The following is a 20974-nucleotide window of genomic DNA, read 5'->3' as shown; positions in this document are numbered from 1 at the left end:
TCGTAGTGTTGTGGCATGTCGCCACACACTATTGCTGCACTTGTCGGAACCCGCCGTCGTGATGCCCTCGTCGCTCAATTGAGCAACAGCACCTCAGACACCGCCACAGTGATCGCACCGTTCACCGGGCTCCCCCTGCACAAGTTGCCCGTGAGCTCTGCTGACGATGTTCAGGATGCGGCAGCATCCGCCCGCCGTGCCCAGCACGCGTGGAAAGCTGCTGGTTTCGCCCATCGCCGCCGCGTACTGCTGCGTGCCCACGACTTGCTGCTAGAGCGCCGCGAAGAGCTGCTCGACCTGCTGCAAACCGAATCGGGCAAAACCCGCGGGCAAGCCTTCGAAGAAGTCTTTCAGGCCGCATCGGTCACTCGCTACTACGCTCTTTCGGCGCAACGGGTTCTCGCGACCAAGCGCCGCCGGGCCGGCATCCCCCTGCTCATGACCACTCGCGTCAGCTATAGCCCTAAACAACTCATTGGCGTCGTCACCCCGTGGAACTACCCGATCGCCTTGGGCACCATGGATGTCGTGCCAGCGCTGGCGGCCGGAAGCGCCGTGATTCAGAAGATCGACAATCAAGGGGCGTTGGCAATGCTCGCCACCCGCGAGGCCTACATCGATGCGGGAGTTCCGGCCGAGGTCTGGCCCATCGTCACTGGCCCCGGCAGCGTTATCGGCAATGCCGTCGTCGACAGTTGCGATTACATCTGCTTCACGGGCTCAACCCCTACCGGCACTAGCGTCGGTGAACGGGCCGCCGGTCGCCTCATTGGCGCCTCGCTCGAACTCGGTGGCAAGAACCCTCTCATCGTGCTGGGCGACGCTGACCCAGCGAAGGCCGCAGTGGATGCCGTCTACGCCTGCTTCGCCTCAATGGGCCAGTTGTGCGTCTCTATCGAACGCATCTACGTTCATGAGTCAATCGCTGAAGAGTTCACGCGGGAGTTCGCCGCTCGAGTCGGTGCTCTCACCCAGACCGCGGCGCTCGATTACACCGGCGACGTCGGCTCGCTGACGTCTGAAGCCCAGCTCGCGAGAGTTCAGGCCCATGTCGACGACGCCGTCGAGAAAGGCGCTACGGTGCTCGCTGGCGGAGTAGCCCGGCCAGATCTCGGCCCGTACTTCTTCGCGCCGACTGTGCTCACTAACGTCACTAACTCCATGAAGTGTTACGCCGAAGAAACGTTCGGCCCTGTCGTCGCCATTGCGACAGTGGCGACCGATGCTGAAGCCATTGATCGCGCCAACGACACCGAATTCGGGCTGAATGCCTCCATCTTCGGCGGATCGATCGCTCACGCTCGTCGCTTGGCCGATCGGCTCGACGCGGGCAGCGTCAACATCAATGAGGGCTACCGTGGCAGCTTCTCCAGCGTCGATGCCCCCATGGGTGGCATGAAGCATTCGGGCCTCGGCCGCCGCAATGGGCCAGAGGGAATCTTGCGTTTCGTGCAGTCGCGCACCGTCTCGCAGTCGAATGGAATTCTGCAGTTGCCGCGCACTGGTGCCGAGTTCGCAGTGATGGCTGGCCTCATGGTTACTCTGCTCAGCGTGCTGAAGGTGTTGCGGCGGCGCTAGAGAACAAATGCCAACAACGCTCCACGAGTTGCTAGGAGCTAGCGGTCAGCGCGCAAGAAGCTAGGTAGCTTCGTTGTCGAATGGAGCTTTTTCGCCGGCCGTGAGCGCGCGCTGGCGTTCCGCCAGAGCGGCCTGGCGCTCGGCATAGGCGGTCGACCGTGGCGGGCGCACTGTTACGGCCGGAGTGTCGTCGTCGAGCAGAGCGTCACGGATGATGCGGCGCGGGTCATATTGACGAGGGTCGAGTTTCTTCCAGTCGATGTCGTCAAAGTCGGGGCCCATCTCTTCACGCATGCGATCTTTGGCGCCGTTGGCCATGTCCCTCAGGGAGCGAACAAGACGAGCGAGCTGCGACGCGTAGTACGGCAGTCGCTCTGGGCCCAGCAAAAAGACAGCAATAAGCCCAATGACGAGCAGCTTGTCGAAACTCAGACCAAAGGACACCCTGCTAGCTTACCGGCGGCATCACCTGCTGCGTCTACAGTTGAGCCAGTGAATAGGAGCAAAGTGTCAGACAAACATCTGAGCTGGAAGTACGCCGAGGAGTTCGTTGTCGAGCCGCCAGAGATTGCGGCCGCTCGCGTGCACTCCAACGAACTCGGTATTGAAGCTGTTTCCCCCGCTGTCGGTGCGCAACTTGCTCTGCTAGCTGCAGCAACGGGCGCCAAGAGCATCATCGAAGTCGGCACGGGTGTAGGCATCAGTGGATTGTGGATGCTCGCCGGCAGCCCAACGGCGCTCCTCACCACAATTGACTCTGAGCTCGATCACCAGCAGGTTGCCCGCGCTGTTTTCAATGACGCGAACATTCCCGCTAACCGTGTTCGTCAAATCGGCGGAAAAGCTGCTGAAGTTCTGCCGCGCATGAACGAATCAAGCTACGACTTGGTCTTCATTGATGCCGATCCGCACTCGGTAATTGAATATGTCGAGCATGGTCTGCGGTTGGTTCGCCCCGGCGGGGTCGTTGCTGTCGCTCATGCGCTCTGGCGCGATCGGGTCGCTGATCCAGCGCAGCGGGATTCCACGGTGTCCAATTTTCGCTCGTTGCTCAAAGAGATTTCTCAATCCGACGCAGTCATCAGTTCGCTCATCCCGGTCGGTGACGGGTTGTTGCAACTTACGAAACTCAGTGACTAGCTAGCTCTCAGAGTCGGTACGTAGTGTTAAACCAATGACACTAAACGATTCGCAAGGCTGGGTACAGGTTCGGGGTGCTCGCGAGCACAACCTCAAGAACATCGATGTGGACATCCCCCGTGACAGCTTGGTGGTGTTCACCGGGGTTTCGGGTTCCGGAAAGTCGTCGCTGGCCTTTGGCACGCTCTATGCAGAAGCTCAACGACGGTATTTCGAATCGGTAGCGCCGTATGCCCGTCGGCTCCTTAATCAGGTTGGTGCTCCCGACGTTGGCGAAATCAGCGGATTGCCTCCCGCCGTTGCATTACAACAGCGCCGAGGTTCCCCCAGCTCCCGCTCGACAGTGGGCACGATTACCACGCTGTCGAATTTGCTTCGCATGTTGTATTCCCGTGCCGGTACTTATCCGCCGGGGGTCGGTCATCTCTCGGCCGAAGCTTTTTCGCCGAACACTGCTGCGGGCGCCTGCCCACGGTGTCACGGTCTTGGCGTAGTGCACGATGTCACCGAGGCTCTCTTGGTCCCCGATACCTCCTTGAGTATCCGCGATGGCGCAATTGCTGCGTGGCCCGGCGCGTGGCAAGGCGCGAACCTGCGCAGCATCGTTACCGGCCTCGGCATCGATATCGAGAAGCCGTGGAAGCAATTGAGTCAGGCTGATCGCGACTGGTTGTTGTACACCGAGGAGCAGCCATCGGTCTTGGTGAAACCGGAGCGCGATCGTATTGACTTCGGCTATTACGGCAAGTTTTGGAGCGCCCGCAAGCACATCATGAATGTGCTTTCGCAGTCTCAGAGCGAACGGATGCGCGAGCGCGCCATGCGCTTCGTGCAGAGCATGGATTGCCCAGACTGCCACGGCAGCGGACTCCAGCCTGGCGCCGGTTCCGTGACCTTCGCCGGTCTCACTATCGCCGAAATGAACGCGGTACCGTTCGCAGAATTGGCTACTCGCTTACGGCGCGGAATCGATACCCCGACTACTCCCGACAGTGTGGAACTTCAGGAAGGCATCGACCCAGCGGAGAGCAACGAGGTTGCTAGTCGCATTGGAAACGACGTGATCGCCCGCGTCGATGTGCTTCTCGATTTGGGGCTTGGGTATCTGAGTCTTGGCCGAAATTCCACCACGCTCTCCCCGGGCGAATCGCAACGCTTACGTATCGCGACCCAATTGCGTTCCGGCCTCTTTGGCGTTATTTACGTGTTGGATGAACCCTCCGCGGGGCTGCATCCGGCCGATGCTCAACCCCTGCTCGATGTTCTTGACCGTCTGAAAGCGTCGGGCAATTCCCTTTTTGTTGTCGAGCACGATCTTGATGTCATCCGTCGCGCAGATTGGGTGATCGATATCGGCCCCGGCGCTGGCGAAGGAGGCGGGCAACTCGTGTATTCGGGTCCCGTTGATGGTCTGAAAGCGGTTCCTGAATCAATCACAGGCGAATACCTCTTTCCTCAACGTGCAGCGCCCGTGCGGGAGCTCCGCTCTCCTCAGTCGTGGCTGCGGCTCACCGGAGCGTCCCTGCACAACCTCCGCGACGTCTCCGTCGATTTCCCTCTCGGAGTGATGACGGCAGTCACCGGCGTCTCGGGGTCAGGCAAGTCAACGCTCGTTACCCAGGTACTGGCGCAGGTCGTGCGTCGGCACCTCGGCACGACTCCGGACGATCCCGATGAAACAGAACTTCAGATCTCGATTGACGATGTTGCGGGCGTCGAATCGTTCGATCGATTGGTTCTTGTCGATCAGCGCCCGATTGGTCGCACTCCGCGTTCCAACCTCGCTACTTACACCGGAATGTTCGATGTCGTGCGCAAGTTGTTTGCCGCCACTGACGAAGCCACGGCGCGGGGGTTCACCGCCAGCCGCTTCTCGTTCAACGTTGCAGGTGGACGCTGCGAGACCTGTCAGGGTGAAGGATTCGTTTCGGTGGAGCTGCTCTTTCTGCCGGGCACATACGCCCCGTGCCACACCTGTCATGGCGCACGCTACAACGCCGAAACTCTCGAAGTGACCTACCACGACAAGTCGATCGCTGATGTGCTCACGATGACCGTGGATGCCGCGGCGGAGTTTTTCACTGATGTGCCGACTGCCTCCCGCAGCCTAGAGACACTTCGCGACGTGGGGTTGGGTTATCTCAAGCTCGGTCAGCCTGCCACCGAACTTAGTGGTGGCGAAGCTCAACGAATCAAGCTCGCCACGGAGTTGCAGCGCGCCCACCGCGGTCACGCTCTCTACCTGCTCGATGAGCCGACCTCGGGGCTGCACCCGGCCGACATTCGCTTGCTGCTCGATCAGTTGCAGCGTCTCGTGGATGCTGGCAACACTGTCATCGTTGTCGAACACGATCAGGCCGCCATTACGGCGAGTGACTGGGTTATTGATTTAGGGCCGGGTGGAGGCGATGTTGGCGGCCAAGTGGTCGCTGTCGGCACGCCCGAGAGCATCGCCGCTGGCCCGGGCGCAACGGCAGAACACCTTGCCGTGTGGATGGGCAAGCAGAACTCAGCGCGTTAACGAACGAAAGCGCCACCCGAGATTCGGTTGGCGCTTTCGTTGAAACTTGATGCACGGTGAAAGTTTGCGGAACACTCCGCGAGTTCACCTCAGCAAGATGGAGCCCGCCTAAACGGCGGCTACAACACCCGCAAGTGCGTCGTGCAGTTCTTTTGCTTCGTCGTCGTTTACAGAAACAACGAGACGACCGCCGCCTTCGAGAGGTACTCGAACGATAATGAGTCGACCCTCTTTGACAGCCTCCATCGGCCCGTCACCGGTCCTCGGCTTCATGGCTGCCATAGCTAGTCCCCTTTCATTGGTACTTGCTTCCATTATCCCGCATAAAACCCCGATACTGAAACTCTGTCGGATCATCTCTGGAGAACTTGTCGGTTTACGGCGGAGTCCAGTCATAGTTGTCGACCCACCAAGCTATATGCACCCACCCCCACTGCCCCGCAATGCAGGCGAGCAGCAGCAGTATTCGATAGGTTGGCGACTTCGGCTGAGCTAGAGCTCCCGCAAGGGGGAACATCGGCATCAAGAGCCGAAACGTGCTCGATTGTGGAAAGAAAACGGCCAAAAGGTACAGCGCGTAACTCAGCATCCACAAGCGCAGGTCAACGCCAAGCCGGCGGGCGGGGCGGCTCAGCAAGAAGCCGAAGAAGCCCAACACCACCGCAACCAACAGCGCCGACAACAGCCACTGCGGGATACCCCACTGGGTCTGCCAGAAACCCGCACCCTGAAACCACGCCGTGAACGGCACAAGTTCGACATTGCCAACGTAGGGTGCCCGCCACGCCAGCTCGGTATCGGTGTAGGCGGTCAACGAGCCGGTCATGATTGCCGCGATCAACAACCAGGCGAACCCCATCAGCACGCTGAAAGCAGTCACCGTGATCGCAGCAATGGCCTCCCGCCGCGGAAACCCATCACGGTCACGAACCCACCAGCGATACACCACGTGCAGTCCGAGCGCGAGCGCGAGCGCAAGACCGCTAGGCCTCGTCAGCGACAACACCGCGATGACGGGCAACAGCATCCAGTACTGACGTTTCAGAAGCCAATACAGCGCCAACATGAGCAAGAACAGGGCCATCGACTCCGCATAAGCCACTTGCAAAATAGGCGAAAGCGGGGCGAAACAAAAGATCGCGACAGCGAACAAGGCTGTGGTTGAGGGCAGCACCAGATGCAGGAGCCGATAAAACAGCAGCGCTGCACCGAGCGAAAAGCCGACCGAGACCATCACTGCCACATAGGCGTAGTCGAGGGTCGTCACCGTCATGATGGCGCGCACCACTCCGGGATACCCCGGCATAAAGGCCCAGGCACTCTCGGAGACGTGACCGGCATCTGTGAGCGGCAGTTCTCGCGGATAGCCCGTGAGCGCGATGATGTAGTACCAGTGGCCATCCCAAATTTTCGCGAACGAGAAGTAGTCAGGCTTCGGGCCCGTCCACGCATTGGTGGCTTGAATGGATGCGTACGCCAACAGAATTGACGTCGTGACAATCCTCGAGGCCACGAAGATTCCGATGACGGCCATCCACCATCGCTCCGGGGCAAGAATCGCCGTTGTTGCGCGGCGAGCCGTGGAGGCTAGCGAGCCGTTAGCCACGCCCTCAGCCCCTGCTCACAGGCCGCAATCTCGCGGGTTGCTACGCGCTCATCGTCAGCGTGTGCGCGCAGCGGGTTGCCCGGTCCGTAGTTGACTGCGGGCACTCCCAGTTCGGAGAAGCGCGCGACATCAGTCCAGCCATATTTGGGGGCGGGAGTACCGCCGACTGCCTTCATGAACTGTTGCGCGATAGGAGCATCAAGCCCGGGGCGTGCTCCTGACGCGAGGTCGGTGACCTCGAACTCATAGCCATCAAAAACTTCGCGCAAGTGTTCAATCGCTTGCGCTGTGCTGCGATCGGGGGCAAAACGAAAGTTCACGGTGACGGTGGCGGCATCCGGGATCACATTGCCGGCGACTCCGCCAGAGATGCCGACGGCATTGAGGCCCTCGCGGTACACCAGTCCGTCCACTTCCCGCTGCTCCGGCTCGTACGCCGCCAGAATCGCCAAGACGGGCGCTGCCGCGTGAATCGCATTCTCCCCCATCCACGCACGGGCAGAGTGTGCTCGCAGGCCGGTGAGCTGGATGTCGATGCGGGCTGTTCCGTTGCAGCCGCCCTCGATCGTTGAGTTGGATGGTTCTCCAATGATGGCGAAGTCGCCCGCCATGAGGTCGGGCCGATTACGCGCGATTCGCCCCAAACCGTTGAGGTCAGCAGCAACCTCTTCGAGGTCGTAAAAGATCCACGTGACATCAACCGCGGGATCGACGAGTTCGCCCGCGAGCTTGAGCGCAACGGCAACGCCGCCCTTCATGTCGACAGTGCCCCGGCCAACCAGGTGCTCTTCGCCATCGATCATTTCGAGGGTGGTTGGCAAATTCGCGTTCACGGGCACAGTGTCGAGATGACCGGCGATCACCACACGCTGGACTTTGCCCCCACTTGTGCGGGCAATAACCGCATTCGCATCCCGAATCACTTCAAGGTGACTGAACGCGCTCAACGCCGTCTCAACGGCATCCGCGATGCGTTGTTCGTTGCCGGAGACCGACTCGATATCGCACAACTGGCGAGTGAGGTCGATGCTCGAAGCACTTAAATCGAGTACGGGAACGGTCGGATCGGTCACTGGCATGCACCCAGTGTAAGTAACCTTGATGCATGACTTCGCGCACAGCATGGGGATACGGACTCGCAACAATCGCCGGCGACGGAACAACACTCGACGTGTGGTTCCCCGCCCCGCACCTAGGATCCATCCCCGAGGGCACCGACCCGCACTACACCCCCGCCGATCTCGAGCAGCATCTGGGCGCCGACGAACGCCGCCGGGTGACCACCGAGTTCGTGACCGTCGAAATCGATCTGGATGCCGCACCGCAGTCCACCGCAGACGCCTACCTGCGCCTGCACCTGCTCAGCCATCTGCTCGTCGAGCCCAACAGCATCAACCTCGACGGCCTGTTCGGCGCTCTTCCGATCGTGGTCTGGACCAACGCCGGTGCCGTGCACCCCAGCGACTACGCCGAGCTTCGCGTCTCGCTGCAACGCGCTGGCATCGCCATTACCGGTATCGACAAGTTCCCTCGGATGCTCGACTATGTCGTGCCCGAACGCGTTCGCATCGCCGACGCCTCCCGAGTGCGCCTCGGCGCCTACCTCTCCCCCGGAACCACCGTGATGCACGAGGGCTTCGTCAACTTCAACGCGGGCACGCTCGGCAGCTCGATGGTCGAGGGCCGCATCTCGCAGGGTGTCGTAGTGGGTGACGGTGCTGATATCGGTGGCGGAGCATCCATCATGGGTACCCTCAGCGGTGGCGGAACCGAACGCGTCTCGATCGGTGCTCGCGCGTTGCTCGGTGCCAACTCGGGAATCGGCATTGCGATCGGTGACGATTCTGTTGTCGAAGCCGGGCTTTATGTGACCGCTGGCACGAAAGTAACGATCATCGATGGTTCTGCTACGCCGCGCACCGTGAAGGCTGTGGAACTCAGCGGAGTGAACGGGCTGCTGTTCCGCCGCAATTCCCTGAGCGGTGGAGTCGAAGTGCTTCCCCGCAGCGGTAGCGGCGTTGTGCTCAACACCGCGCTGCACGCGTAGCCAGCACAACCCCTACGCAAAACAACAGAACGGCCGGCGTCCCGAGGGATGCCGGCCGTTCTTCGTTAGTGAGCCGCACACGATCGTTCGCTGCGGCTGCCACGCGCTAAGCGATTAGCGCTGAGGCCAACTCCGTGTTTCGGGGCCCGTGTACAGCTGCTGCGGGCGACCAATCTTGGTGTTGGGGTCTTCATTCATTTCGCGCCAGTTGGCGATCCAGCCGGGAAGTCGACCGATCGCAAACAACACAGTGAACATTCGCGGCGGGAAGTTCATCGCCTTGTAGATAACGCCCGTGTAGAAGTCCACGTTGGGGTAGAGCTTGCGAGAGATGAAGTAGTCGTCGGCGAGGGCAACTTCTTCGAGTTCGCGAGCGATGTCGAGCAACGGGTCACTCACACCGAGATCAGCGAGAACCTCATCCGCACTCTCTTTTACCAGTCGAGCACGCGGGTCAAAGCTCTTGTACACGCGGTGGCCGAAGCCCATCAGGCGAACGCCTTCTTCTTTGCGCTTCACGCGTTCGACGAACTTTTGAACGCCTTCGCCCGACTGCTGAATCTCGCCGAGCATCTTGAGAACAGCCTCATTGGCGCCACCGTGAAGCGGGCCATAGAGAGCGTTGATGCCTGCGGAGATCGACGCGAAAATATTGGCTTCGGTCGATCCGACGAGACGCACCGTTGAGGTGGATGCGTTCTGCTCGTGGTCTTCGTGCAAAATGAGCAAGCGATCAAGCGCCTTGCTCACGACAGGGTTGACCTCAAATTCTTCGGCCATGTTGCCAAAGTTGAGCTTCAAGAAGTTGTCGACAAAGCTCAGAGAGTTGTCGGGGTAGAGCAACGCCTGGCCCAGCGACTTCTTGTGGGCATACGCCGCAATCACCGGCAACTTAGCAAGCAGACGGATAGTCGACAGCTCGACCTGCTCGGGGTCGCGCACGTCATGGGAGTCTTCGTAATACGTCGACAGCGCTGAGACTGCGCTGGACAAGACCGACATCGGATGCGCGCTGTGCGGCAGAGCGTCAAAGAAGCGGCGGAGGTCTTCGTGCAGCAAGGTGTGGCGACGAATCTTCTCGTCGAACTCCTCAAGCTGCGACTTCGAAGGAATCTCTCCATAGATGAGCAGCCACGCTACCTCGAGGTACGTGGAGTTGGCTGCCACCTCTTCGATCGCATAGCCGCGGTATCGCAAAATGCCACGATCGCCATCGATGTACGTGATCGCACTCCGTGTCGATGCAGTGTTCACGAAACCTTGATCAAGCGCCGTGTAGCCGGTCTGCTTCATGAAGGTCGAGATATCGATGCTGTTGTGACCATCGACTCCACGGATTATCGGGAATTCGGCGGAACCACCCGGAAAGTGGAGGGTGGCCTTCTCTGGGTCTTGAGGGGCTTCATTCACCGCTACAGCCTACAAGGGTTGAATGGCCAGTGTCACACCAGCCAAGCAAACCGTTCGGTGTTTAGAGGTCAACGACAAGGCCTTGGCGATTTAGTGCACTTAAGACAGCAATTCGAGGCGAGCAACAGCATCCGCGATTGTGTAATCACTTGCCGTCAGCGCAATGCGCACATGACGAGCCGGCTCTTCGCCATAGAACGAACCCGGAACCACGAGGATGCCGGACTGCGCAAGATCTCCCACCGTCTGCCACGAATCTTCATTCTTGGTCGCCCACAAGTAGAGCCCGGCGACACTGTCATCAACGTAAAACCCGGCTCGCGTGAGCGCCGGAAGCAGCTTTGCTCGTCTCGCTCGGTAAAGCTCACGCTGGTGAGCTACATGAGCTTCATCGCGAAGCGCGGTCACCATTGCCTCTTGAACCGGGCCAGGCACGATGAGCCCAGCGTGCTTGCGCACCGCCAGCAGCTCAGAGATAAGAGCCGAGCATCCGGCAACAAACGCAGCGCGGTAACCGGCAAGGTTCGACTGCTTACTGAGCGAATAGACGGCGAGCACCGAGGAACGATCGGTGCCGATCACCTCGGGATCAAGAATCGAGGGAGTGGGGTCGGGGCCATTCCAATTGAGTTCGGCGTAGCACTCGTCTGAGGCAATTACCGCACCAAGCTCGCGGGCACGCGCAACGGCAGCCCGAAGCTGATCAACGTCAGCCACGCGACCATCAGGGTTGCCCGGGCTATTGAGCCAGACGAGGGCGGTATTCTCTGGCCATTCGGCAGGGTCGTCGGAGGCAACAGCAGTCGCGCCGACCAGGGCCGCACCGATGGCATAGGTGGGGTAAGCAACGGAGGGATGCACAACCACATCGCCCTTGCCGAGCCCCAGCAACAATGGCAGCAGCGCTACCAGCTCTTTTGATCCGACCGTCGGAAGCACATTGTTAACGGTGAGGCCGGGAACACCACGGCGGCGGTCAAACCACTCAACGATGGCTTCGCGCAATTGCACGGTGCCTGTCGTTGTGGGGTAGGCATGAGCGTCCGTCGCCGCTGCGAGAGTCTCCCGGATGATCTGAGGAGTAGGGTCAACCGGCGATCCTACCGAAAGGTCAACGAAACCGTCGGGATGCGTGCGCGCGATGGTGCCGTAAGGAACAAGAGCGTCCCACGGAAAGTCCGGCAGCGCCAACGGTGTGCGAGCCATCAGTCGGAGGATCCGCCGCCCTCAGGGAGTGCAGCGACGAGGGGGTGGTCCTTGTGAATCACGCCAACCTTCGCTGCCCCACCGGGCGAACTGTCATCGAGGAGGTCGAAGAATTCGACATTTACCTTGTAGTAATCCGCCCATTTGTCTGGCGTATCGTCTTCGTAGTAAATGGCCTCAACCGGGCACACCGGTTCGCAGGCACCGCAATCGACGCACTCATCGGGCTGGATGTAGAGCATCCGGTCGCCCTCGTAAATGCAATCGACGGGACATTCGTCGACACACGCGCGATCCTTAAGGTCGACACACGGCTGGGCGATGATGTACGTCAAGAGATATCCGCACCTTTCACGGGAGAGTTCAACTCAATGTTATCGCGGCTCGACGTCGAAGCCTGACGATTCACCCGTGGCCAGCCGACGACCACCAAGATGATCAGCACGGGGGCGAAAGTCCACACGTATCCCGATACGTTTCCGGGAATCAATATTGTTCCCCCTGGCATCGCGGTAGCCAATAGGGCTGACATCGCGAGCACGCCGAGCGAGGCAAATCCCGGCGCTACTCTCGTGTCGTAAATGAGCCGCAAGCCCAGAATGAGAGCGGTCGTGAGAGCGACAGCCGCGATGATTCCCCACGGCACCCGCACCCCCCACAGGGTGATTGCCGATTGGTGCACCGCGGTCAATACGAGTCCGACAAGCGCACCAACAGCGGTCGCAACGATGGCGAGCACTATACGTTCGAAACGATTGCGTTCTCCGATTACTAATTCGCGGCGACGGAGTCGACGCAAATACTCAACCGGCGTCGCCACGCTCTCCCCCACGGGAGGTAGCGTGCTGTAAATTTCCATCGCCTGACGTTTGAACGCCGTTGCGGTGGGTGAGGTGACAGCAACTCCCCGATCTACCGGTGTCGACGATGTCGTATAGAAGGGAATACCCGCAAGCTCAGTGGCATGAGCAGTTGCCTCACTCACGAGCCGCGCTTGCTGCTCGTAATTGCTGCCGCTGGCGTTCGAGGCATAGCTGACAACGACATCCGGCTTGAGAGAGGTAATGGCAGCGACAAGATCGGCCGCGAGGTCGCGCGCCGTGCGCGTCGTGAACTGCGCGCCGTCGTCTTCACGCAGAACGTGGTGGGCGGTGATTCCGAGGATGTCGCGGACGGCGGCGTGCGCTTCGTCGTTCTTCGGCGAGTTGCTGCACGTGAGCACGATGAGTTCGGTGCCCCGCTGAACGAGAGAGGCGATGGTGGCACCGAAGACGGCGGCCTCATCTTCTGGGTATGCCGCGATGATCAGCACTCGCTGCGCGCGATCTTTCATGGCCGTTCCTCCCCAATTTGTTCTGCAGTAGACAGAATAACCACAGGTAGCCCATTTACAGTTGCTTAGGTTAGGCTTACCAACCTGCCCATTTTCCAGTTCTTGCCCATTTTCGGTTCTACGAGAGAGTCCAGTGCTCGCCAACTTTTTGATCGGTCTTCGTGAGGGCCTTGAAGCTGCCCTCGTAGTTGGCATCTTGATCGCCTATGTTCGCAAGATTGATCGGCGCGATGTCTTGCCTCGCATCTGGCTCGGTATTGGGCTCGCCATCGCGATTTCGCTCGCACTCGGCGCGAGTCTCACTTTCGGAACCTACGGACTCTCGTTTCAAGCTCAAGAACTCATCGGCGGCATCCTTTCGATAATCGCCACCGCATTCGTCACGTGGATGATCTTCTGGATGCTGCGCGCAGCCCGCGGACTCGGTCGCGAGCTTCGCAACGAGGTCGACTCGCACCTCACCGGCGCTGGCTGGGGTCTGGTTCTCGTGGCCTTCCTCGCGGTCGGTCGGGAGGGTATCGAAACTGCCCTGTTCATTTGGGCCGCGGTTCAAGCGAGCGGATCAACAGCCCTCCCCCTTACCGGCGCCGCCTTAGGCATCGCCACCTCAATCGTGCTCGGCTACCTCATCTATCGCGGTGTCGTGAGCATCAACCTCACTCGCTTCTTCACGTGGACGGGCGCGATCCTCATCATTGTGGCGGCCGGGGTTCTCTCCTACGGCGTTCACGACCTGCAAGAGGCCGGCGTGCTGCCGGGGCTGCACGCTCTCGCGTTTGACGTCAGTGCGGTCATCCCGCCCGACAGCTGGTACGGCACCCTCCTCAAGGGCACTCTCAACTTCTCCCCCGCAACGACCTGGCTCGAAGCTGCCGTCTGGATCGGGTATGTGGGCACTGTTATGACCATCTTTATTCGCACCGTTCGCGGACATGGGCGCTCAGATCAGCCCATTGCTCCCGCCGCACCTCTCAGCACTCAAGGAGCCTGATGACTACCCGCCCCACCCGCTTCGGATTCGCCGCAGCGGCAACTGTCGCTGCGCTTACGCTCACCGGCTGCGTTGCCAATAACACCGGCGATGCTGCCGGCAACAGCGTGACAGTCGATAGCAGTGCCACCGAGTGTGCGATCAGCGCCAGCGAAGCACCCAGCGGCAACTTGGTGTTTTCGGTAACCAACTCCGGCGACCAAGTCACCGAGTTCTACCTTCTGGCGGATGACGGCTTGCGCATTGTTGGTGAGGTCGAGAACATTGGGCCTGGCATCAGCCGCGATCTCGTTGTGCTCGTTCAGCCCGGTGACTACTTCACCGTGTGCAAGCCGGGGATGATCGGCGAGGGAATCGGCAAGACGGCGTTCACCGTCACCGATTCAGGGGAAGATTTGTCGTTCAGCGGCGACATCGCTGAGCAGGTCGATGCGGCAAATGCCAACTACAAGAGCTATGTGAAAGACCAGATCGAAAATCTGGTTGTTGGCACCGAAGACTTTGCCGATGCCTATATTGCGGGCGATGACGACACCGCGCGTGCGCTCTACGCCCCCACCCGCGTCTTCTGGGAACGTGTCGAGACCGTTGCCGAGTCCTTCGGCGACCTCGACCCCCGCATGGACCTTCGCGAAGCAGACCTCGAAGACGGCCAAGAGTGGACCGGTTGGCACGCAATTGAAAAGGACTTGTGGCCTGCGGATGCCGAAGCCGGTTTCGAAGCCTACGATCAGTCGAAGCGTGAAGCCTTAGCCTCGCAGCTCGTCGAAGACACCAACACCCTGTACAGCAACGTGCAAGACCTCGAGTTCACGCTCGACCAACAAACCAATGGCGCGATTGGTCTTCTCGATGAGGTCGCCAGCGGCAAGGTGACGGGTGAAGAAGAATTCTGGTCGCACACCGACCTGTGGGATTTTCAAGCCAACATTGACGGCGCACGCGTTCTTTATGACGGCGTTCGCGACATCCTTGTCGTGAAGGATGAGGCTCTCGCCACTACGCTCGATACCGAATTTGAAGAGCTGCAAACGCTGCTCGATGCCCAGAGAGAGGGCGATGGTTTTCGCCTTTACACTGAGCTTTCCACCGCGGAAATTCGTGCCTTCTCCGATCAGGTGAATGCTCTCGCTGAGCCCCTTTCGCGCCTCACTGCGGTGCTCGTTCTCTAGGCATCACTCCTCTTACAGAAAGTTTCTGTCATGTCGAAAGATGAAACCAGCGGCCTCTCGCGGCGCGGCCTGCTCGGACTGGCCGGTGCCGGTGTTGTTGGCGCCGGTTTGGGCGTGGGCGGAGCTTTTGCTGTCGGCGCCGGTTCGACAGCCACGAGCAATGCGGTGGCGTCAACGTACCCATTTTTCGGCAAGCACCAATCGGGCATCATTACTCCGGCGCAAGACCGGTTGCACTTTGCGGCGTTCGACGTTAACGACATTTCGCGTGATGAACTCATCGAACTCCTTCAAGACTGGAGCTACGCTGCGGCACGCATGACTACTGGTGAAGCCGCGGGCGACTATGGTCCCGCTGGCGGCCCCTACGACGCTCCGCCAGATGACACCGGCGAGGCCCTTGATCTACCACCCGGCGGTCTCACCATCACGTTTGGGTTCGGTCCAAGTCTCTTCGACGACAGATTCGGCCTTGCCGACAAGCGGCCCTCAGCGCTCATCGACCTCCCAAAGTTTCCCAGCGATGCCCTGCAGCCCGAACTCGTCGGTGGCGACCTCTGTATCCAAGCGTGCAGCGACGACCCTCAGGTGGCCGTACACGCCATCCGCAACCTCTCACGCATCGCTTTTGGGCGCGCTACGCTGCGCTGGTCGCAATTAGGTTTCGGGCGTACGTCGTCAACGACGCGGGCTCAAAAGACGCCGCGCAACTTGTTCGGCTTCAAAGATGGCACCGCCAATCTCCGCGCCGAAGATACTGCGGGCGTCACCGAGCACGTCTGGGCTGCTGCTAGCGATGGAGCTGCGTGGATGACCGGGGGCTCGTACCTCGTCAGTCGCAAGATTCGCATGACCGTCGAGACCTGGGATCGCACCTCACTGCGGGAGCAAGAGACGATCTTCGGTCGTACCAAGGGCGAGGGTGCACCGCTGAGTGGCGGCAGTGAATTTACCGACCCTGACTTCGCCAAGGCCGGGCGCGATGATGCCCCGCTCATCGACGAGAACTCGCACGTCAAGCTGGCCCACCCCGACACTCACGAGGGAGTGCAAATCTTGCGTCGTGGCTACAACTTTGTTGACGGCAATGACGATCTTGGTCGCCTTAACGCCGGGCTATTCTTCATTAGCTTTCAGCGCGACCCTGGCACCCAGTTCGTGCCGATCCAGCTGGCGCTCTCGCGTAACGACCTCATGAACGAATACGTGCGCTATGTCGGCTCCGCAATTTTTGCGGTACCTCCCGGCGCAGCATCCGCAAGCTTCATCGGTGCCGGGATGTTCGACCTGGCCTAGTTCGCCCCGGTCACGTTCTATTCGCCGGCGCTTGGCTCGCTGTCTCCAGCGGGAGCCACGGTGTAGTTCGCGGTGTACCCCTCGTCGGTATTCGCGACGATAACGGCACCGATCCACGCGTCTCCAGTGAAGACAACGGTGCCTGAACCTTCAGAGCCGCTCCCCTGCAATTGGATCTTAAAGCCGGCATCCGCAAAATCTGACTCAATCGCTTTGAGGGGCGATTCTGCCCCGGCCAGGATCGTAATGTTGTAGCCGCGGCTTTCGCCCTCGCCGGCCGCGATCCCAAACTGCATCTCACCCTCGACAAGCGGAATCTCGCTCGGGAAGCCCTCCGGGATCTCTTTGCCGCCCAGTTCGACCTTGCCACCAGTTGCCTGCTCTACGAGGTTCTCGATGGGGTTACTCGAGCAGCCAGAGAGTGCTGGGGAGAGTCCCAAAGCGATGACAACGGCAATTGTTGCGCTGATACGTCGTTGCGGGCTACCCATGAAAACTCTCCTGATGCTCGTGATTCACTCTGGCGTCGGACCGTTGCTGTTGCCCGCGTCAGTGCACTCTAGGTCTACGAAGCACAGCGTCGTTAACGAAGAATGCAGCCACAGTCAAAGTGACTGTGGCTGCATCGTACTCCGGCAAGGCTAACGATTCCTCGCTAACCCCTGAGAGTTTGAGTTAGGCGTTCTGCTTCTTCAGACGCGAAGTGCTGCGTGCGCGAGCGTTAGCATCGAGCTCAACCTTGCGGATGCGCACGAACTCAGGAGTTACTTCAACACACTCGTCTTCGCGAGCGAATTCGAGGCACTCTTCCAACGTGAGCTTGCGCGACGGAGTCATACGTTCGAACGAGTCCGAGGTCGACTGGCGCATGTTGGTGAGCTGCTTTTCCTTGGTGATGTTGACGTCCATGTCGTCAGCGCGCGAGTTCTCGCCAACAACCATGCCTTCGTAAACCTCTTGAGTTGGCTCAACGAAGAACGACATGCGCTCCTGCAGCGCAACCATCGCGAACGGAGTTGCTGCTCCGGCACGGTCAGCGACAATGGAGCCGTTGACGCGGGTGAGGATTTCGCCAGCCCACTGGTCATAGCCGTGCGAGACAGCGTTGGCGATACCAGCACCACGCGTGATGGTCATGAACTCGGTGCGGAATCCGATAAGGCCACGTGAAGGAACGATGAACTCCATGCGAACCCAGCCGGTGCCGTGGTTGCTCATGCCGTCCATGCGGCCCTTGCGCGACGCGAGAAGCTGCGTGATAGCGCCGAGGTACTCTTCGGGCGCATCGATCGTCAAGTGCTCGAAAGGCTCGTGTACCTTGCCGTCAACCCGCTTGGTAACAACCTGAGGCTTGCCGACAGTCAGTTCGAAGCCTTCGCGACGCATCTGTTCAACGAGGATAGCGAGAGCGAGCTCTCCACGACCCTGAACTTCCCAAGCATCCGGGCGTCCGATGTCAACGAGCTTCAAGGAAACGTTACCGACGAGTTCGCGGTCGAGACGGTCCTTGACCATACGAGCGGTGAGCTTGTGGCCCTTGACCTTGCCAATAACCGGCGAAGTGTTGGTTCCGATGGTCATCGAGATAGCCGGGTCGTCAACCGTGATGGTCGGCAACGGGCGAACATCGTTGGGGTCACAGAGGGTCTCACCGATGAAGATGTCTTCGAAGCCGGCAACAGCAACGATGTCACCGGGGCCAGCACTTTCGGCGGGGTAACGGTCGAGAGCCTTCGTGATCATGAGCTCGGTTACGCGCACATTGGCGACGCTTCCGTCGTGCTTGACCCACGCGACGGTTTGACCCTTTTTGATCGTTCCGTTGAAGACTCGCAGCAGAGCGAGGCGACCGAGGAACGGCGAGGAGTCAAGGTTGGTGACCCAAGCCTGGAGGGGGTGCTCGTCGTCATACTTCGGGGCAGGAACGTGACGGAGGATCGCATCGAACAGTGGCTCGAGATCTTCGTTGTCAGGCAGCGAGCCGTTTTCTGGCTGGTTCCAGCTAGCGGCACCGTTGCGGCCCGAAGCGTAGACAACTGGCACGTCGAGGATCGCGTCGAGATCGAGGTCAGGAACGTCATCCGCCATGTCGCTCGCAAGGCCCAAGAGCAGGTCTTGGCTTTCGGCAACAACTTCCTCGATGCGCGCATCCGGACGGTCAGTCTTGTTGACCAGCAGGATCACGGGGAGCTTGGCTTCCAGAGCCTTGCGGAGCACGAAGCGGGTCTGCGGAAGCGGGCCCTCACTGGCGTCGACGAGCAATACAACGCCGTCAACCATGCTGAGTCCACGCTCAACCTCGCCACCGAAGTCGGCGTGGCCGGGGGTGTCAATAACGTTGATAGTGATGGGGGTGTCGCCGGCGTACTTGCCGTTGTACGAAATCGCGGTGTTCTTCGCGAGGATCGTGATGCCCTTTTCGCGCTCGAGCTCGTTGGAGTCCATTGCGCGTTCTTCGAGGTGCGCGTGCGCTTCGAAAGAGTTCGTCTGGCGAAGCATCGCGTCAACGAGGGTCGTCTTTCCGTGGTCAACGTGGGCAACGATCGCTACGTTGCGCAAGTCGCTGCGAGTGGCCATAGCCATAGCAATATTCCTTAATTCATTGGAGGCTGTGCGGTCTCTCACCGCAGACGCTGCGCAGAAAATTTCGGCAGCAGATCGGCGGCCTGATGCCACCGGGTAAAGATCTTGGGAGGGCGCAGAAGATCGTTCAGAGTATCCTGCTCCAACAGTTTAGCTTGTTTGACAAGATTTATCGCCGACTAGCCTCTGAGACCCCAAGATTAGCTACGGTTTCCACTCCCAGACGTTCCACCAAATGCCCGGAGCCAGGGACGAAAGCGACACCTCTGAGACTCGATCTTGGTCGAATGCTGCGGTTGTTGGATGCTGAAAAAGTGGCATTCCGTAGCGGTTTTCCCAGAGCGCAGCATCGATATCCGCCAACAATTCGGCTTGATCGTCGGCATTCGTGGAAGGCGAAACAGCTTCGCTCAAAAGTTCGTCAACATCGGAGTCTGTGAAGTAGTTGAGATTGGCATACCCGTCGGTGCCGAAGACGCCGGGAGCGACCCCTACTCCCGGTCGCGCTGCCTGCCAACTGAACAATGCTGCGTCGTACGCACCCGGTGTTCCCAGAACTGAACGCCAGTCTTCTGCCGAGCAATCGTTCACAACGAATCCAGCAGAAGCCGCCGATGCCTGAATAATCTCGAACTCAGTAGTGCGCATCGCATCGCCGGCCGCATAGAGCACGCAGACCACCGGGGCGCTCACTCCGGCTTCAACCAAGAGCTCTTGGGCGCGAGCGATATCTACCTCAGCGAAATCACTCGAACCGTTACTTGAGCGCACACCTCGGTAGCCGGGGTCGTTAGGCGCAAAGAGAAAAGACTCCCGCAGAGTTGCACGCGGCTGGATATCGGCGAGGGCAGCAGCTGCCAGCTCTTGGCGTGGCACCGTTTTGAGGAACGCCTCGCGTACGAGCGGGTTATCGAAGGTGCCGTTCATCGATTCGGCGAACTGCAGGTCGAGGTGCTCGAAACTATCCGTCGTGCCATCGATAACGGTGGCATCCATGGTTTCTAGGGCGTCTCGAACTTCGGTGTTCATTGTGGGTTCTGCGATCTGCACAGCCCCGACAAGCAGCGCCTGCGCTTGCGCGAGCGGGTCAGCGATAAACCGAACAGTGATCTCTTGGAAAGTTGCCTGACGGTCTCCGCTGTAGTTGTCATTCGCCCGCAACGTCAGATACTGATTTGCGATGAAATTCGAGACAACGTACGGACCGTTTGAGACGAGGAGGCTCTCGTTGGCTGGCATCCCCGCAAAATTGAAAACGGTATTCCACGTGCGCGCGATAAGACTGAGGTCGGCTTTATCGCCATCGGAGATGGCCGAATACACACGCTCTTTTGCCGTGAGAGCATCGTTGTCGGTAAACGACATCATGCCCACGACGTGGGCAGGTTTTGCTGAAGATCCAGCGCCGAACAGCGCGGTCTCCCAATCGGCAGAAGGCTCATCGAAGACGAGAGTTAGCGACATACGGTCGTCGCTGATCTGAGGCATCTCGGTGACGAGTTCAATGCCAGTGTTCCCCGTCGCGCCGGAATCGAACAACACCCGCGAGTCTGCACGATCGAGAGGTGCGCCGGTATCGGGATTGATGGTGCTCGCAGCATCGCCATCAGGGTCGTTGAGCGCTGTGGATGTCGCTGCCCACTCCAAGAGAAGATCGACGGCATCTACCGCGGTGCCGTCTGACCAGCGCACACCGTCTGACACCGTGTAGGTCACCGCCAGTGGGTCATCCGACACTTTCTCGTAGTGCCCGAAGGACTCGTCGCGCACTAGCTCTGAGTCGTCGTTGTAGTAGTTGAAGCCGGTGCCCGTCGCATAGGCGATGTTGGCGTTGGTTTCGCTCGCACCGTATGCGGTGTGCGGATTGCCCGAGGTATAGGGCTGTGTGACTGCGACGGTGAGTTCGGAGCCGTCAATCGTTGTGGATTTCTGGGCGATGCAACCGGTCAGCGTTAGCGCTGCGGTAGTAGCAACCGCAATGGTCGCCATTATTCTCTTGGCGCTCACTGAACCTCCTGCATACGATCACGCAATGCACGATGGCACGCTGGTGACGATTCTAAACGAGAAGGGCCGCCCCTCGGGGAACGG

The 20974-nt window shown here is 59.8% G+C and carries 18 protein-coding genes; 7 read left to right on the top strand and 11 right to left on the bottom strand.

The window, feature by feature from the left end; genetic code table 11:
- The first annotated feature begins 15 nt into the window (after positions 1 to 15).
- Complete coding sequence (locus ON14_RS14285) at positions 16 to 1578, top strand: succinic semialdehyde dehydrogenase (RefSeq protein WP_010206147.1); 1563 nt, start codon at positions 16 to 18, stop codon at positions 1576 to 1578.
- A 60-nt stretch (positions 1579 to 1638) separates the two neighbouring features.
- Here the strand turns inward: ON14_RS14285 and ON14_RS14280 are convergent, their stop codons facing one another.
- Positions 1639 to 2022, bottom strand: coding sequence for a sec-independent translocase (locus ON14_RS14280; RefSeq protein ID WP_010206146.1), 384 nt, complete (start codon positions 2020 to 2022; stop codon positions 1639 to 1641).
- 63 nt (positions 2023 to 2085) lie between these two features.
- Here ON14_RS14280 and ON14_RS14275 point away from each other — a divergent pair, with 63 nt between their 5' ends.
- Both ON14_RS14275 and uvrA read left to right on the top strand, forming a co-directional pair.
- Positions 2086 to 2718, top strand: coding sequence for an O-methyltransferase (locus ON14_RS14275; RefSeq protein WP_010206145.1), 633 nt, complete (start codon positions 2086 to 2088; stop codon positions 2716 to 2718).
- 34 nt (positions 2719 to 2752) lie between these two features.
- Complete coding sequence (gene uvrA, locus ON14_RS14270; protein WP_010206142.1) at positions 2753 to 5239, top strand: excinuclease ABC subunit UvrA; 2487 nt, start codon at positions 2753 to 2755, stop codon at positions 5237 to 5239.
- A gap of 108 nt (positions 5240 to 5347) precedes the next feature.
- Here uvrA and ON14_RS15575 read toward each other — a convergent pair whose 3' ends face one another.
- The 3 genes from ON14_RS15575 to dapE all read right to left on the bottom strand — a co-directional run bounded on the left by ON14_RS15575 (position 5348) and on the right by dapE (position 7924).
- Entirely contained in the window at positions 5348 to 5521 is a 174-nt protein-coding gene (locus tag ON14_RS15575; RefSeq protein WP_010206141.1) for a DUF3117 domain-containing protein, read from the bottom strand.
- A gap of 94 nt (positions 5522 to 5615) precedes the next feature.
- On the bottom strand, positions 5616 to 6845 hold the full coding sequence (locus tag ON14_RS14265) for a membrane protein (protein WP_010206140.1): 1230 nt from the start codon (positions 6843 to 6845) through the stop codon (positions 5616 to 5618).
- On the bottom strand, positions 6827 to 7924 hold the full coding sequence (gene dapE / locus ON14_RS14260; RefSeq protein WP_026037760.1) for a succinyl-diaminopimelate desuccinylase: 1098 nt from the start codon (positions 7922 to 7924) through the stop codon (positions 6827 to 6829). The genes ON14_RS14265 and dapE overlap by 19 nt, the downstream gene beginning before the upstream one ends.
- A 26-nt stretch (positions 7925 to 7950) precedes the next feature.
- Here dapE and dapD point away from each other — a divergent pair, with 26 nt between their 5' ends.
- Positions 7951 to 8892: a 2,3,4,5-tetrahydropyridine-2,6-dicarboxylate N-succinyltransferase gene (gene dapD, locus ON14_RS14255; RefSeq protein WP_010206136.1), complete on the top strand. Its 942-nt coding sequence runs from the start codon at positions 7951 to 7953 to the stop codon at positions 8890 to 8892.
- Between the two features lie 114 nt (positions 8893 to 9006).
- On the opposite strand, the gene ON14_RS14250 is transcribed toward dapD, so the two are convergent.
- The 4 genes from ON14_RS14250 to ON14_RS14235 all read right to left on the bottom strand — a co-directional run bounded on the left by ON14_RS14250 (position 9007) and on the right by ON14_RS14235 (position 12841).
- Positions 9007 to 10302 (bottom strand): citrate synthase, encoded by a 1296-nt coding sequence (locus ON14_RS14250; protein ID WP_010206135.1) that lies wholly within the window; start codon positions 10300 to 10302, stop codon positions 9007 to 9009.
- Between the two features lie 99 nt (positions 10303 to 10401).
- Positions 10402 to 11508 carry a succinyldiaminopimelate transaminase gene (gene dapC / locus ON14_RS14245; RefSeq protein ID WP_010206134.1) on the bottom strand — a complete coding sequence of 369 codons (1107 nt, stop codon included), beginning with the start codon at positions 11506 to 11508 and terminating at the stop codon, positions 10402 to 10404.
- Positions 11508 to 11843: a ferredoxin gene (gene fdxA / locus ON14_RS14240; RefSeq protein WP_010206133.1), complete on the bottom strand. Its 336-nt coding sequence runs from the start codon at positions 11841 to 11843 to the stop codon at positions 11508 to 11510. The genes dapC and fdxA overlap by 1 nt, the downstream gene beginning before the upstream one ends.
- Positions 11840 to 12841 carry a PIG-L family deacetylase gene (locus ON14_RS14235; RefSeq protein WP_010206132.1) on the bottom strand — a complete coding sequence of 334 codons (1002 nt, stop codon included), beginning with the start codon at positions 12839 to 12841 and terminating at the stop codon, positions 11840 to 11842. The genes fdxA and ON14_RS14235 overlap by 4 nt, the downstream gene beginning before the upstream one ends.
- 133 nt (positions 12842 to 12974) lie before the next feature.
- Here ON14_RS14235 and efeU point away from each other — a divergent pair, with 133 nt between their 5' ends.
- From efeU to efeB, 3 genes are read left to right on the top strand one after another with little or no spacing between them, the layout of a single operon-like run.
- Entirely contained in the window at positions 12975 to 13832 is an 858-nt protein-coding gene (gene efeU / locus ON14_RS14230; RefSeq protein ID WP_010206131.1) for an iron uptake transporter permease EfeU, read from the top strand.
- Positions 13832 to 15004: an iron uptake system protein EfeO gene (efeO, locus tag ON14_RS14225; RefSeq protein WP_010206130.1), complete on the top strand. Its 1173-nt coding sequence runs from the start codon at positions 13832 to 13834 to the stop codon at positions 15002 to 15004. The genes efeU and efeO overlap by 1 nt, the downstream gene beginning before the upstream one ends.
- A 30-nt stretch (positions 15005 to 15034) precedes the next feature.
- Positions 15035 to 16300 carry an iron uptake transporter deferrochelatase/peroxidase subunit gene (efeB, locus tag ON14_RS14220; protein WP_010206129.1) on the top strand — a complete coding sequence of 422 codons (1266 nt, stop codon included), beginning with the start codon at positions 15035 to 15037 and terminating at the stop codon, positions 16298 to 16300.
- A 17-nt stretch (positions 16301 to 16317) separates the two neighbouring features.
- On the opposite strand, the gene ON14_RS14215 is transcribed toward efeB, so the two are convergent.
- The 3 genes from ON14_RS14215 to ON14_RS14205 all read right to left on the bottom strand — a co-directional run bounded on the left by ON14_RS14215 (position 16318) and on the right by ON14_RS14205 (position 20890).
- Positions 16318 to 16791, bottom strand: coding sequence for a hypothetical protein (locus ON14_RS14215; protein WP_010206128.1), 474 nt, complete (start codon positions 16789 to 16791; stop codon positions 16318 to 16320).
- A gap of 184 nt (positions 16792 to 16975) precedes the next feature.
- Positions 16976 to 18883: a translational GTPase TypA gene (typA, locus tag ON14_RS14210; protein ID WP_026037759.1), complete on the bottom strand. Its 1908-nt coding sequence runs from the start codon at positions 18881 to 18883 to the stop codon at positions 16976 to 16978.
- Positions 18884 to 19087: 204 nt separating this feature from the next.
- Positions 19088 to 20890 carry an ABC transporter family substrate-binding protein gene (locus ON14_RS14205; protein ID WP_026037758.1) on the bottom strand — a complete coding sequence of 601 codons (1803 nt, stop codon included), beginning with the start codon at positions 20888 to 20890 and terminating at the stop codon, positions 19088 to 19090.
- Positions 20891 to 20974 lie beyond the last annotated feature (84 nt).

It is taken from the genome of Salinibacterium sp. PAMC 21357, assembly GCF_000247645.1.
Taxonomy (GTDB): Bacteria; Actinomycetota; Actinomycetes; order Actinomycetales; family Microbacteriaceae; genus Rhodoglobus.
The sequence above is the reverse complement of the archived record's forward strand: the minus strand, read 5'-3'. Positions and strand labels throughout refer to the sequence as shown.